This is a genomic window from Streptomyces sp. NPDC008313, from assembly GCF_042956125.1.
Taxonomy (GTDB): domain Bacteria; phylum Actinomycetota; class Actinomycetes; order Streptomycetales; family Streptomycetaceae; genus Streptomyces.
In genome coordinates, this window is sequence record NZ_JBIBFR010000012.1 from 69,299 (window position 1) to 82,104 (window position 12,806).

A 12,806-nucleotide genomic window follows, 5' to 3' on the forward strand; every position below is an offset into this window, starting at 1 on the left:
CGTGGAGAGGGAGAGCGGCAGCGATGAGGGAACTGACCGAGCAGGACATCCGGGGCTCGTTCGTCAACTGTTCCAAGGGCGAGGCCAAGCGGCTGTCGGTCCCGCGTGACCTGGCGGAGCGCCCCTGGGACGACCTGGACTTCCTGGGCTGGCGTGATCCCGGGGCGCCCGACCGCAGCTACCTCGTCACCGAGCGGGCGGGCTCGCTCACCGGTGTCACCCTGCGGTTCCCGTCGTCCCAGCGCGGCTTCCTGCACCGCAGCATGTGCTCGGTGTGCCTGACGACACATCCGGGCAACGGCGTCTCGCTGATGACGGCGCGCAAGGCGGGCGCGGCGGGGCGGGAGGGCAACTCGGTCGGCATCTACATGTGCGCCGATCTCGCCTGCTCCCTGTACGTGCGCGGCAAGAAGGTCCCCGAGTCGGGCGGCCGTTTCGAGGAGAGCCTGACCCTGGAGCAGCAGATCGCCCGCAGCACGGGCAACCTGTCCGCCTTCCTCGACAAGCTGTACGCCTGACCGGCGCGTTCACGGCCGCGTACCGATCCTCCGGATGTCCCTGACCACGTTCGATGTCCTGATGATCGGGGAACAGCCGAAGGATGCAAGAGGCACGTGGTGAGTGGGCGGAATCCCTGACGCAGTTCGTCAAACGGCACCGGGAACCCGCCGTGGTCCAGTCCGTGCGGTCGACGGCGGCCGCCACGATCGCGTACGTCGTCGCCCTGCACATCAGTCCCGAGCAGGCGCCGCTGACCGCGCCCCTGACCGCGCTGCTCGTCGTCCAGGTCACCCTCTACGCGACGATCACGACCGGCATCCGCCGGGTCAACTCGGTGGTGACCGGCGTGGTCATCGCGATCGGGTTCAGCGCCCTGGTCGGTCTGACCTGGTGGAGTCTTGCCCTGATCATCCTCGCCTCGCTGGGCATCGGCCGTCTGGTGCGGGTGGACGAGTTCGTCCCCGAGGTGGCGATCAGCGCCATGCTGGTCCTCGGCGTGACCCGGGTCGGGGACACGGCCTGGGCCCGGGTGGTCGAGACGCTGATCGGCGCCGTCGTCGGCCTCGGCTGCAATCTGCTGTTCGCTCCCCCGGTCTGGGTGGGCGAGGCGGGCGAGGCGGTCGAGGGCCTGGCGCGCCGGCTCCGCCAGCTGATGCTCCGCATGGGCGACGAGGTGGCCGGCCTGACCCCGGTGGAGCACGCCACGGCCCGGCTGCACGAGGCCCGCCGCCTCGACCACGACATCAGCGACGTGGACGCGTCCCTGCGGCAGGCGGAGGACAGCCTGCGCCTCAACCCCCGCGTGCGGGAGGGCCTGCTGCACCGGATCGTGCTGCGCACCGGCCTCGACACCCTGGAGATCTGCACGGTGGTCCTGCGGGTGATCGCCCGCAGCCTCACCGACCTCGCCAAGGAACGCGACCCACAGCCGCTGTTCGAGCCGCAGATCGGCGCGACCCTGGAACAGCTCCTGTCGGAGATCGCGGACGCCATCGTCAGTTTCGCGGTACTGGTCACCAGTGACGTCAGCAGTAACGCCGAGTCGGCCGAGGAGCGGCTCACCGAGGAGCTCGCCACGGCGACGGCCACCCGCGACAGGTTCGCGGACCTGGTGCTGGAGAAGATCCAGCAGGACCCCCGCGACTGGCAGCTGCACGGGGCGGTGCTGACGGAGGTCACCCGCATCCTGGACGAACTCGACACCGAGCACCGCTCGCGGCGGCTCATGGAGGAGCTGGACCGGGGCACCCGCGCCCAGCGCGACCGGATGCCCCGCCTGACCCGGCTGCGGACGTCGCTGCGCGTCCCGCGCCCGCTGCGCCGCGCACGCCGGCGGAAGAGGGAGCGCGAGCGGAACCGCGCCGCCCCCTCGCGTCGTTCTATGTGACACGGTGCGAGGAGCCGGGCCGGCAGTTGCGGGCACGCGACCCGGGTGAGGCCCGGCACACCGGACACCATGAGGAACGGGAACACGACTGGGGGCTGACGCATGACCGACGGCACCGTACGGATCGACGGCAACTCACTGCTGCTGCCGGGAGGCGCGCGGGTCCGGTTCATCCGGACGCTGCGCCTGCCCGAGAAGGGGACGCACCCGCTGCCGCCCGGTCTCGGCGAGTTCCCGGTGCGCCGGGTCGAGGACCACCCGGACACGGTGCCGGCCGAGTGGCGGGCGCGCGGCGGCGTGATGCTGCCGGTGTATCTGCGGGAGGCCATGTGGCTGAGTTTCGCGGGGACCACGGAGCCGGCGGCCCTGCAGGTGGGCGTGGGCAAGGTGTGCGCCGTCTCGGGCGAGCCGTGGAGTTCGCGGCTGCGGCGCGACCCGCAGAACTACGTGGTACTGCCCCGGCAGCCGTGGCTGGACGGCATCAACTCCGGCAAGGGGACGGTCCGTCAGTTCGTGGCGGTGCCGATGGGCCTCGGCGCGACCGTCGAGGGCCAGGTCACCGGCGAGGAGGTGTGGGGCGGCGTCCAGCTCCAGTCCTTCCCGCTCAACGCGACGGAGCTGGCCGCGTGGCGCGAGGCGGAGCGGCTGAGGGAGCTGGAGCGCAGCCGCATGCCCCGGGCGGCCGCCTACGGCGGTGCGATGCCCATGTCCGCGCCCGCACCGGGCGCGGCGCCCGGCGCGCCGGGCGGCATCAGGCGCCGGGGACGGGCCGCTCCCGCCATGGGGCTCGGTGTCGGCGGCTCGATGCACCAGGAGGTGTACCGGGACGAGCGGCGGCTCACGGACTGGGCCGAGGAACCGTCCGGGCGCGTCTTCGTGCACCTGGTGACGCCTCCCGAGTGGCGGCGCATCACCGGTGAGGCCCCTCCGCCCTCCCCGGTGGACCGCGCGGCCTACACCCGTGCGGGGCTGCCCTGGTTCGACTACTACGACCAGGACGCGACGGACCTCGCTCCGACGGACACGCTGGGCTCCGTGCAGCCGGTCGGCGACTGGCTCGGCGACGACCACGAGCCGTGGCAGCAGCCGTCGCCCCACCAGGTGAAGCCACTGGGGGACGCGCCGGGCCATCCGGTCGAGGACGGCGACTGGTAGGGGCCCGCTCCCCCGCCCGCGTTGCACGCCACGCAACTCGCTCGGCCGTTCTTGCACTTCGCGGCCGGCCGGGTCCAAGGTGGGCACGACCGAAGCCCCGGCCGCCGTACCGGCCGGGGCGACCACCGAGCCGACCGACACCGGGGTGCAGGCGCATGAGCGGCAGTGGGACAGGACGGGAGCGGAGCACGTCGGCCGGATGGAGCAGACGCCGCGTCCTCGGCGCGCTGGCGGGCACCGCCTCCGTGGCGGCCGTGCCCGCGCCCGCGCGGCCCGTGCCGGACGGGCCCGAGGCGTCCGCCGCGGACACCCCCGCCCCCGAGCCCTCCCGGCACGGGCCGGGCCGCCCCGCCGGCTCCCGGCCGCTGCTCCTGGGCACCTACACCTCCGCAGAGGGCGGCGGCGAAGGCATCCGCGTCGTCCGGTACGACCCCTCGTCGGGCCGGATCACCGGGGACGGCGAGGGCACGGGCACGATCACCGGGATCGCCGACCCGTCGTACCTCGCGGCGCATCCCGACGGACGCACGGTGTACGCCGTGGAGGAACGGCAGGAGGGCGCGGTGGCGGCCGTACGGATGCCGACGCGCGAGGTGCTGGGCACACGGAGCACGGGCGGCGCGGGTCCCTGCCACCTCTCCGTGCACCCGACCGGGCGCTGGCTCCTGAGCGCCGACTACCGGTCCGGGAGCGTGGCCGTGCACCCCGTCGACGGCTCGGGCGCGCTCGGCGAGCGCACCGACCTGGTCGTCCACTCCCGTCCGGCTCCCGGCCCCGGCCAGGACGGGCCGCACGCGCACCAGTTCGTCACCGCCCCCGACGGCGGCCACCTCCTCGCCGTCGACCTGGGCACCGACACCGTGTACACCTACCGGCTCGACACGGCCGGGGGCACGCTGAGCGAGGTCTCCCAGGCGCACACGCGCCCTGGCGCGGGGCCACGGCATCTCACCTTCCACCCCGGCGGGCGCTTCGCCTATCTGGCGAACGAGGTCGACAACACGGTCGTGGTCTGCGCCTACGACCCGGCGGCCGGCCGGCTCACGCCGGGCGAGCCGCAGTCCACGGGCACCGGGCCGGGCACCAGCTATCCGGCACAGTTCCTGGTGACCTCCGACGGGGCGTACGCCTTTCTGGCCAACCGGGGGCACAACAGCCTGACGCGGTACGCCGTCGAGGCGGGCGGCGCGCGACTGAGGCTCCTGGACACCGTGCCGGCCGGCGGCGACTTCCCCCGTCAGATCGCCTTCTCCCCCGACGAGCGGCTGCTGTTCGCGGCGAACCAGAGGTCCGGCACGGTCAGCGTCTTCCACGTCGACGCGGGCAGCGGCGGACTGCGGCTGTCCGGCGAGCCGTTCGCCTCACCGGTCGCCGTCTGTGCGCTGCCGCTGTAGCGCGCGGGGGCAGTGGGCACGCGCGGCCTGGGCGAGCAACACGTGCATGCGCTCGGTGAGCTGCGTGACGTCGTCGGCGGGCGTGTGGAAGGTCAGGCGTACGTCGCCGTCGCCGCGCCTGCGTTCGACGCGCAGGGTGAGTCCGTGCCGGTCGACGGCGAGCGGGCGCACCCGTACGCAGCCGTGCAGGCTCCCCGGGGCGACGAGGCGGGTGAGCCGCTCCACCGCGTCCGGGTGCGCGTCGGCGAGGTGGGTCAGCAGAGCGGCCTCGGCCGTCGCGAGGGGGTCGGGCTCGGCCCGGCGGAACTCGTCGAGGTCCACGGTCCCGGCCCCGGAGGCCCGGCGCAGCACGATCCGGGTGGGCCGGAAGAGGAGACGGCCGTCCTCGGCGGCGAACCAGCCCGCCAGCCACAGCCGGGCACGGATGCGGTCGCGCAGGGGGACGGGCGCGACATCGGCGAACTCCAGCACGGCGGACGGTTCTCCGCGCGGCGCGCAGACCGCCGCCGCGAGCAGGGCGCTGTCCCCGGGGACGTGCAGGAGGACCCTGCCGTCCGCGGTGACGTGGTGGGCGGCGACGAGCTCCTCGCGGCCGCCGTCCGCCGTCACCGTGCAGGACCATGCCGCGGCGAGCACCGAGCGGGCCCGTTCGGCCTCGGCGGGCCCGGCCGCCCAGGTGTGACGGTCTGCCATCCCTGACTCCTCATCATTAGGTAAGCCTTGCCTAACTTACCGAAGATCGGGGCCCACGCCAACCAGGCCCCGCCCGAGAGGAGCACCGCGCCCGGCCCGGCAGACCCCCGCGCGCGACGGACGGGCCCCGGAGTTCGGCCGACTTCACGGAATCACCACATCGGCACCATCCGACGTTCACACGTTGTGTAGGCTCCTGCCGTTTCACTCGCACCACCGAGGGGGGAATCCTCATGCGTTCTCGTTTCGCGCTCGCCGCGATAGCCGCCGGCACGCTCGGCGTCTGCGCCGCCGCTCCGGCCCAGGCCGCCGAGTACTCGTCGGCCCTGAAGATCCGGGGCGTGCAGTACGACGCGCCCGGCCGGGACTCCAACAGCTGCACCAGCGGCAACACCAGGTCGGAGTACCTGACCGTCAAGAACTACTCGTCCACGACGACCGTGAACCTCAAGGGTTACGTCGTGAAGGACGCCACCGGCAACCGCTTCACCTTCACCCGCACCCACTACCTGCAGCCCGGCGACTACATCAAGCTCCGGGGCGGCCACGGCACCGACTCCGACGCGAACAACGTCGTCTACCGCGACAACTGCAACTTCCTCTGGAACAACGACAGGGACACGATCTACCTGTACAAGTCCTCCGGCAGCCGGGCCGACGTGCACTCCTACACGAAGTCCGGCAACGACGGGAACCGCGACGGGTACATCACCTTCCACGGCTGAGCCGGGACTCAGTCCTTCGGCGTCCAGTGCCCGGGGCGGGTGACCGTCCCGGGCAGTCTCGTGCCGGCGCCTCCCCGGGCCGCGTTCAGCTGAGGCTGGGTCAGGAAGAAGGCGCCGGTCAGGTCGGCGTCGGTGAGCTCGGCGTCCCGCAGGTCGGCGCCGATCAGGTCCGCTCCCCGCAGGTCGGCACCGGTCAGGTCGGCGGCGATGAGACAGGCGCCGCGCAGACTGGCGCCCCGCAGGTCCGCCCCCCTGAGCCGCGCGCCCACGAGGTCGGCGCCCCGCCGGTCCTTCTTCTTCCCGCGCCCGGCACCGGCCCGTACGAGGTCGCTGGTCCGCAGCAGCAGGACGTTGGCCGACTGCCGGTGCGCGCCCACGTCCAGCTCCGCCAGCTCCTGCGGCGTGAGCCGCGTCAGGCGCTCCGTCCCGTCGAGAGCGCGCCGGACGTCGGCATGGACCGGACGGGCGGCCGGGAGCGTCAGCGCCTCGTCCAGGTAGCGCAGCAGTTCGTGCAGCTGCCGGACGACCGGGAAGACGTCGAACATCAGCCGGGCGCGCTCGGGCGGCCCCGACCGCCAGTCCTCGCCGCCGAAGGTGACCTGGGAGACCTTCTGCCCGGCACCGAAGCAGTCGTACACGGTGCAGCCCGTGAAGCCCTCCTGGCGCAGCCGGTCGTGGATGCCGCACCGGAAGTCGGTCCGCAGGTTCGCGCAGGCCGTGCCGGCCCGCTTGTCGGTCGGGAAGTCCGCCGAGCGGGAGAAGGGCAGCGCGACACAGCACAGCCCGAAGCACTCGCCGCAGTCGGCCCGCAGGTCGGCCCGCAGGCCCGCCTCAGCGTCGAGCGGCCGGTCGGTACGCCGGTCGTGGGCCGCCCCCCTGTGTTCTCGCATGCCGGACAGCCTACCGAGCCGCGCGGCACGCTCCTCGCGAGGCGTCCGGCGGGCTACCGCCCGAAGAGTTCGAACGCCACGGCCGGTGTCCCGCCGAACCGCTCCTCCGCCGACGCGGCGTTGCCCGTCAGGAAGGAACGGCAGTACGTCTCGGGGTCCTCGTCGGTCAGCGCCTCGATGTACGTGCGGTGCTCCAGCAGCGACCGCACCGCGCGCTCCAGGCCGGGCGTCGCGTCCACCGCGTGCGTGGGGGCCGGGGACCCGGCGACGGCGACCCACCGGACGCCGTCCCACGGCTCCAGGCCCCGCTCGGTCAGCTCCGGGAAGATCCACCGGTTGCCCGCGTCCGAGGCCGCGTCGAGGGTGGCGCGGCCCACGGCCACGTGGTCCGGGGTGTTCCAGTGGGAGCCGCCCCACGTGTCCCGGTGGTTGAGGGTGATCACCAGCTCGGGCCGGTGCCGGCGGATCGCGGCGGCGATGTCCCGGCGCAGCGCCGTCCCGTACTCGATGACGCCGTCGCGGTGGCCGAGGAAGTCCACCTGCGACACCCCGACGACGCGGGCACCGGCCCGCTGCTCCCGCTCGCGCAGCGGGCCGCACCGGTCGGGCGGCAGGGTGTCGATGCCCGCCTCCCCCTGACTGGCCAGCACATAGGCGACCTCCCGGCCGCCGTCGGTCCACCCGGCGATCGCGGCGGAGCAGCCGTACTCCAGGTCGTCGGGATGGGCGACGACGGCGAGGGCGCGCCGCCAGTCCTCGGGCATCGGCAGGAGCTGCCGGGGCGTCGGCTCGGTCATGACTGCGAGATTAGGGCCTTCCGTCCGGATCAGGGGGCAGGACACCGGGGCCGGTGGCGGTGTCAGACCTCGTCGCGCGCCAGGGCCAGCAGCCGGTCCAGGACGCGCGGGCCGCCCGCCCGTACGCCGTCGTGCTCGAACTCGTCGGTCACCCAGGTCCGCAGGCCGCGGATCGCGCGGGCCGTGCGCAGCGAGTGCCCGGCGTCCACGTACATGTCGTCGTGGTACACGGCGGCGGCCACCGGCACCTCGTTCGCGGCGAGCCGCGCCGGGTCGTACAGCGGCTTCCAGTCCGTGCGCGAGGCGAGCTCCTCGGCCGTCGCGCGCAGCGGGCGCAGGGCCGGGTCGGTGTCGAACGTCCACGGATGCACGGACTCACCGGTGAAGAGCAGGGGCCCGTCCTCCGTGAGCGTCTTGGCCGCGTCGAAGCGCGGGAACTCGGCGCGCACCCGCTCGGCGGACCAGGCGGTGGGGCGGTCGTCCTGGGCGTAGGCGGCCTCGTGGACGAGCGCGTACAAGGGGTGCGCGGCGTACGACAGGAGGCCCTGGACTTCTTGTGTGAAGGCGTCGGAGAGGGCCGGGCCCTCGGGGGTGCGGACGAAGGCGTCCTCCAGCAGGTAGTGCAGCCGGTGGCTGCCCTCCGCGCCGCCGAGGAGGATGCCGAGGGACTGGAAGGCCTCGGCGGTCAGCCGGTGGCCGTCGGCGAGCACCGTCTCGTGCCGCAGCAGGTGCTCGGCGATGCGGCGGGCCCGCTCGACGTCCTGGGGGTAGCGCGCGTAGTGCGCGGCGGTCTTCCGCTCGATGCGCGGGTACGCGGCCCGGTAGACGTCGTCGGCGTGCGCGTCGAGGGAGGGAAGCCCGCCGGTGAGGAGCGCCGCGCGCAGTCCCTCGGGCGCCAGGGACAGATAGGTGACCGTGCAGAACCCGCCGAAGCTCTGGCCGAGCACGGTCCAGGGGGCGCCGCCGGTCAGCCGGGGGCGGATGGCCTCGCAGTCGCGGACGATGGAGTCGGCGCGGAAGCGGGTGAGGTAGTCGGCCTGTTCGCGGGGGCCGCCGCGCAGCGGGAGCGTCTGCCGGTTGGCGGGTGTGGAGGCGCCGGTGCCGCGCTGGTCGAGGAGCAGCACCCGGAACTCCTTCAGGGCGCGGCCGAGCCAGGCCTGCCTGCCGACGAAGCGGTTGGCGCCGAAGCCGGGGCCGCCCTGGAGGTAGAGCAGCCACGGCAGGTCCTGGTGCGCCCGCTCGCTCGCGACGGCCTCGCGGGCGAACAGCTCGATGGTCTCCCCCGCCGGGTCGTCGTGGTCGAGGGGCACGGTGAAGCGGTGGTCGGTGAGGACGACACCGGGCTGGCGATAGCTGACGGTCAACACGGCTCCAGGGACGTACGGATCAGACTGCGTCCCAGTTGAGCACATGGACCGCGCCCCGGAGGGCCCGGGGGATCCGCTCACCGGTGCGCAACGTCCGCCCGGCGGACGGCCGGCCCTGCTGGACGGCCGGTCAGCGGGCCGCCGCATCCGCGCCGCGTCCCCGGCTCAGCGTGCCGCCAGGCTGGAGCGGCGCACCACCAGTTCGGGCTGGAGCACGACCCGCCGGTGCTCGTGCGGCGTCGGGGACGTCTCCGCCTCCGTCTCCTCCAGCAGCAGCTCGGCGGCGAGGGCGCCCATGGTGACGGCGGGCTGGCGCACGGAGGTGAGCGGGACGGCGGCCGCCGCGGCGAACTCGATGTCGTCGTATCCGACGATCGCGAGGTCGTCCGGTACCGCGACACCCGCCGCGTACATGGCCTGCAGCACGCCGAGCGCGAGCAGGTCGTTGGCGCAGAAGACGGCCGTGGGGCGGTCGGCGAGACCGAGCAGCCGGGCGCCGGCGTCGCGGCCCGCGGCCACGTCGAGGCGCTCGGTCGGCAGCTCCCGCAGCGCGGTCGGCGGCAGCCCCGCCTCGGCGAGCGCGTGCAGGGCGCCCTCGCGGCGGTCCCGGACCTGGGTCAGCTCGGGCGGCACCGTCACGTACGCGATGGAGCGGTGCCCCGCGTCCACGAGGTGCCGTACGGCCAGGGCGCCGCCGGCGACATCGTCGACGGAGACGGAGCACTCCTTGGTGCCCTCGGCGACCCGGTCGACCAGGACGAACGGGATACCGTGGCGGCGGAACGCCTCGATGTTGCGGCCGGTCGCGTCGGCGGGCGTCAACAGCACGCCCCGGACGCGCTGTTCGGCGAAGAGCGAGAGGTAGTCGGCCTCCTCGTCCGGGCTCTGCGCGCTGTTGCAGACCATGACGCCGAGTCCCGCCTGGCGGGCGGCGCGCTCGGCGCCGCGCGTCACGTCGACGAAGAACGGGTTGCCCATGTCCAGGACCAGCAGGCCCATGATGCGGCTGCGTCCGGCGCGCAGCTGGCGCGCGGACTCGCTGCGGACGTAGCCCAGCCGGTCTATGACCGACTGCACCCGGTGGCGGGTCTCCTCGGAGACCATGTCGGGGCGGTTGATCACGTTCGAGACCGTTCCCACCGACACCCCGGCGTGCCGCGCCACGTCCTTGATGCCGACCATGTGCCTCACGTGCTCCGTCCTGCCGTTCTGCCCGTCCCGGTTGAGAGTGCCAGCGTATGCCGCGCGGGCGCCCACCACGCCGCTTCCGGCGGGTACGGCGGGCGCGGGGCGGTCACGTCGTCCATGTCGTCCCGCCGCCTCGTCCGGGCAGGGCGAAGTCGGCGACGCGGAGGGCGGACGGTGTCGTGCCGTGGGAGGTCCGCTGGTACATGAACGAGAGCACGCCGTCCTGGGCGATCCGGGTGTCGTCCACGACGACCTCGCCGAAGGCCCGCAGTCCGCCGCCGTCGAACAGCACGGCCCAGTCGGTGTGCCCGGACGCCCGCGACGCGCCGGCGATCCGCCCGAAGGGCATCACGGCGTAGGCGTTGTCGTACCGGTCGAACACCAGGCGGGTTCGGCCGCTGGAGTGCAGCGGCTCCGGGATCTCGGTCTTCGTCCAGGTGCCGGAGGCGTTCCGGCGGACGTGGAAGGCGCGCCGCCGCCGTCGCGCGTCACGGCGGCGTTCCCCTCGCGCCAGGTGAAGAAGGCGTGCAGGGTGCCGTCCGGTCCGTAGTCGATGCCGTGGAGGTACATGTTGCGGGTGGTGCTGGAGCCGTGCCGGGTGGTGTAGGTGCCGGTGGCACCGGACCACTCCCCGAGCGCGGTCCACCGCGCGCCGTCGTACTCGGCGAGCGCGTTGCGTCCGTCGCCCGAGACGCCGGCCCGGTAGCTGAGCTGGAGCCGCCCCTCGGGGGTGGCGACGAACTGCGGGTAGGTGAACCGCGGGGTGAGGGCGAGCCCGCCGAGGTCCGTGCGGACCGCGCCGAACGCGGAGGCGGTCCAGGGCGCGGACGGTGGGTCGTCGAGCAGGCCGGCCGCCGACCTCGTGTGGAAGAAGCCGTCGCTGTGCGCGTCCATGACGACGTGCAGGCGCCCGTCGACGCGCGAGACGCCCATGCAGATGACGTTGTGGGAGTCGTCCGCCTTGAGGGTGTGGGCGAGCCGGACGGTCCGCCAGGTGGCCTCGCCCAGGGCGCGGCGGGCGACCACCGCGGTGCGGTCGGCGGTGTACCAGGCCGCGTACTGGTGGCCGTTGTGGGTGAGCAGGCCGTTCTTCTGGAAGGAGTTGTTGTTGACCAGGCCGTCGTAGGAGACGAAGTACAGGGCCCGGGGGTCGAGCGAGGTGTCGGCGGTCTTCGTGACCGCAGGGCCGGGGACGGCCGCGCCCGCCGGCCCGGCCGTGGACGCGGCGGACCGCGGTGCGCCGGCCGCGGCGGCCGGAGGACGTCTCATGGGGGTGCTCCTCGACGGGAAACCTGGGGCGGGCGGGATTTGACACCGAGGACGGGGTGCTGAGGCCGGTTGCTGAGGACCGGGGCACAGGGGCCGGGAGGAACGCCTCGGTGCCGACGGCGCGCTCAGGCCAGGTGGAACACCTCGGTGAGGGGTTTCATGGCCTCGTCGGGGCGCTCCCCGTCGAGGACCTCGAAGAAGCCCGCCATCCCGGCCTGCCAGCGGGCGTTGACGTCGGTCCGCGCCATGGCCTGCTGGGCCGCGGCGAAGTCCTCGGTCTCCAGATAGCCCACCAGCAGGCCGTCCTCGCGCAGGAAGAGCGAGTAGTTGTGCCATCCGGTGGCGGAGAGCGCGTCGCGCATCTCGGGCCAGACCGTCCGGTGCCGTTCGCGGTACTCCGCCAGCCGGTCGGGGCGGACCTTGAGCAGGAAGCAGACGCGCTGCATGGCGGGTACTCCTAGAAGTCGAAGTCGTCGATGTTCTTCTTGTCGAAGACGGTGGGCGGACCGAGGATGACCTCTCCGTCCTTGCCGATCGTGTACTCGCCGAGCTTCCCGGCATCGAACTTCTCGCCCTCGGCGCCGGTGATCCGGCCGGAGGAGAGGGCGGCGGCCGCGTACGCGGCGAGGTGCCCAGCTTCTTCGGGTCCCACAGCGAGAACTGCTCGACGGTGCCGTCCTTGACGTACTTGCGCATCTGGTTGGGCGTGCCCAGACCGTTGACGACGACCTTGCCCTTGTACGAGGAGGAGCTGATGTAACGGGCGGCGGCCGCGATACCGACCGTGGTGGGCGAGATGATGCCCTTCAGCTTTGGGTACGCCTTGAGCAGGCCCTGGGTCTCCTGGATGGACTTCTGGTCGTCGTCGTCACCGTAGGCGACCTTGACGAGCTTCATGTTCTTGTAGGCCGGCTTCTTCAGCTCGTCCTTCATGTAGCCGATCCAGGTGTTCTGGTTCGTCGCGTTCTGCGTGGCCGACAGGATCGCGATCTCGCCCTTGTGGCCGAGCTGCTCGGCGAGGTGCTGGACCTGGCTGCGGCCGATCTCCTCCGAAGCTGAGGGTCGACTTGCCCGCGCCGTTCTCCCCGGTGAGTGCGTGGGCCTCACCGGCGAAGAGCCGCAGCGAGACGTCACGCAGCGCCCGGACGGCGCCGAAGGACTTGGAGACGTCCCGCAGGGCCAGCACGGGGACGGGTCCGGTGCCGGCCGGCGGGGGGCCTGGGGTTCCTCCCCCAGTTGGAGGTTGCATGGGGGCTCCTCAGCGTCCAGGGACTACCGCTCGACGCCGTGAAAGGTTTCAATGAGGTTTCACGGAAGCTAGACGCGCCACCTGGGCGGAGTCAATGGGTCGGGGCCCGAAAGTTTTCGCTGACCTCTCGCACTGCGTTCCAACCCCCGCCACCATGGCACCAGACCTTGACAGCACCGGTGGGCGGACCT

Annotated in this window: 11 protein-coding genes and 3 pseudogenes; 5 read left to right on the forward strand and 9 right to left on the reverse strand. The window is 73.2% G+C overall.

Annotation, left to right across the window (positions count from 1 at the left end):
- The first annotated feature begins 23 nt into the window (after nucleotides 1–23).
- The 4 genes from ACFY93_RS17825 (at nucleotide 24) to ACFY93_RS17840 (ending at nucleotide 4,437) form a co-directional block, all read left to right on the forward strand.
- The gene (locus ACFY93_RS17825; RefSeq protein WP_391359542.1) at nucleotides 24–518 is read left to right on the forward strand and encodes an FBP domain-containing protein; all 495 of its coding nucleotides are present in this window, start codon (nucleotides 24–26) and stop codon (nucleotides 516–518) included.
- An 83-nt stretch (nucleotides 519–601) separates the two neighbouring features.
- Nucleotides 602–1,888, forward strand: a complete 1,287-nt coding sequence (locus ACFY93_RS17830) for an FUSC family protein (protein ID WP_391359545.1) — start codon at nucleotides 602–604, stop codon at nucleotides 1,886–1,888.
- A gap of 102 nt (nucleotides 1,889–1,990) precedes the next feature.
- Complete coding sequence (locus tag ACFY93_RS17835; RefSeq protein ID WP_391359547.1) at nucleotides 1,991–3,043, forward strand: hypothetical protein; 1,053 nt, start codon at nucleotides 1,991–1,993, stop codon at nucleotides 3,041–3,043.
- 155 nt (nucleotides 3,044–3,198) lie between these two features.
- A complete protein-coding gene (locus tag ACFY93_RS17840; protein WP_391359549.1) occupies nucleotides 3,199–4,437 on the forward strand; it encodes a beta-propeller fold lactonase family protein in 1,239 nt (412 codons plus the stop codon).
- Here the strand turns inward: ACFY93_RS17840 and ACFY93_RS17845 are convergent.
- The gene (locus tag ACFY93_RS17845) at nucleotides 4,405–5,130 is read right to left on the reverse strand and encodes a DUF2470 domain-containing protein (RefSeq protein ID WP_391359552.1); all 726 of its coding nucleotides are present in this window, start codon (nucleotides 5,128–5,130) and stop codon (nucleotides 4,405–4,407) included. The two genes, ACFY93_RS17840 and ACFY93_RS17845, sit on opposite strands and share 33 nt — an antisense overlap.
- A 233-nt stretch (nucleotides 5,131–5,363) precedes the next feature.
- On the opposite strand from ACFY93_RS17845, the gene ACFY93_RS17850 reads away from it, so the two are divergent.
- A complete protein-coding gene (locus ACFY93_RS17850; RefSeq protein ID WP_391359555.1) occupies nucleotides 5,364–5,855 on the forward strand; it encodes a lamin tail domain-containing protein in 492 nt (163 codons plus the stop codon).
- Between the two features lie 8 nt (nucleotides 5,856–5,863).
- Here the strand turns inward: ACFY93_RS17850 and ACFY93_RS17855 are convergent, their stop codons facing one another.
- The 8 genes and pseudogenes from ACFY93_RS17855 to ACFY93_RS17890 form a co-directional block, all read right to left on the reverse strand.
- Entirely contained in the window at nucleotides 5,864–6,745 is an 882-nt protein-coding gene (locus tag ACFY93_RS17855) for a pentapeptide repeat-containing protein (RefSeq protein ID WP_391359557.1), read from the reverse strand.
- Nucleotides 6,746–6,798: 53 nt separating this feature from the next.
- A complete protein-coding gene (locus ACFY93_RS17860) occupies nucleotides 6,799–7,542 on the reverse strand; it encodes a PIG-L family deacetylase (protein WP_391359560.1) in 744 nt (247 codons plus the stop codon).
- A gap of 62 nt (nucleotides 7,543–7,604) precedes the next feature.
- Nucleotides 7,605–8,906: an alpha/beta fold hydrolase gene (locus tag ACFY93_RS17865; RefSeq protein ID WP_391359562.1), complete on the reverse strand. Its 1,302-nt coding sequence runs from the start codon at nucleotides 8,904–8,906 to the stop codon at nucleotides 7,605–7,607.
- A gap of 168 nt (nucleotides 8,907–9,074) precedes the next feature.
- A complete protein-coding gene (locus tag ACFY93_RS17870; RefSeq protein WP_391359564.1) occupies nucleotides 9,075–10,100 on the reverse strand; it encodes a substrate-binding domain-containing protein in 1,026 nt (341 codons plus the stop codon).
- Nucleotides 10,101–10,203: 103 nt separating this feature from the next.
- Nucleotides 10,204–11,366 (reverse strand): annotated as a pseudogene (locus tag ACFY93_RS17875) (BNR repeat-containing protein).
- A 125-nt stretch (nucleotides 11,367–11,491) separates the two neighbouring features.
- A complete protein-coding gene (locus ACFY93_RS17880) occupies nucleotides 11,492–11,812 on the reverse strand; it encodes an L-rhamnose mutarotase (protein ID WP_391359567.1) in 321 nt (106 codons plus the stop codon).
- 11 nt (nucleotides 11,813–11,823) lie between these two features.
- Nucleotides 11,824–12,425: pseudogene (locus ACFY93_RS17885) on the reverse strand (substrate-binding domain-containing protein); the annotation flags it as partial.
- Nucleotides 12,394–12,615 (reverse strand): annotated as a pseudogene (locus ACFY93_RS17890) (ATP-binding cassette domain-containing protein); the annotation flags it as partial. The pseudogenes ACFY93_RS17885 and ACFY93_RS17890, both read right to left, overlap by 32 nt.
- Between the last annotated feature and the right edge of the window lie 191 nt (nucleotides 12,616–12,806).

Coding starts and splice junctions, on each gene's coding strand:
- ACFY93_RS17825 (WP_391359542.1), top strand. CDS start 24: ATGAGGGAACTGACCGAGCAGGACATCCGGGGCTCGTTCGTCAACTGT.
- ACFY93_RS17830 (WP_391359545.1), top strand. CDS start 602: ATGCAAGAGGCACGTGGTGAGTGGGCGGAATCCCTGACGCAGTTCGTC.
- ACFY93_RS17835 (WP_391359547.1), top strand. CDS start 1,991: ATGACCGACGGCACCGTACGGATCGACGGCAACTCACTGCTGCTGCCG.
- ACFY93_RS17840 (WP_391359549.1), top strand. CDS start 3,199: ATGAGCGGCAGTGGGACAGGACGGGAGCGGAGCACGTCGGCCGGATGG.
- ACFY93_RS17845 (WP_391359552.1), bottom strand. CDS start 5,130: ATGGCAGACCGTCACACCTGGGCGGCCGGGCCCGCCGAGGCCGAACGG.
- ACFY93_RS17850 (WP_391359555.1), top strand. CDS start 5,364: ATGCGTTCTCGTTTCGCGCTCGCCGCGATAGCCGCCGGCACGCTCGGC.
- ACFY93_RS17855 (WP_391359557.1), bottom strand. CDS start 6,745: ATGCGAGAACACAGGGGGGCGGCCCACGACCGGCGTACCGACCGGCCG.
- ACFY93_RS17860 (WP_391359560.1), bottom strand. CDS start 7,542: ATGACCGAGCCGACGCCCCGGCAGCTCCTGCCGATGCCCGAGGACTGG.
- ACFY93_RS17880 (WP_391359567.1), bottom strand. CDS start 11,812: ATGCAGCGCGTCTGCTTCCTGCTCAAGGTCCGCCCCGACCGGCTGGCG.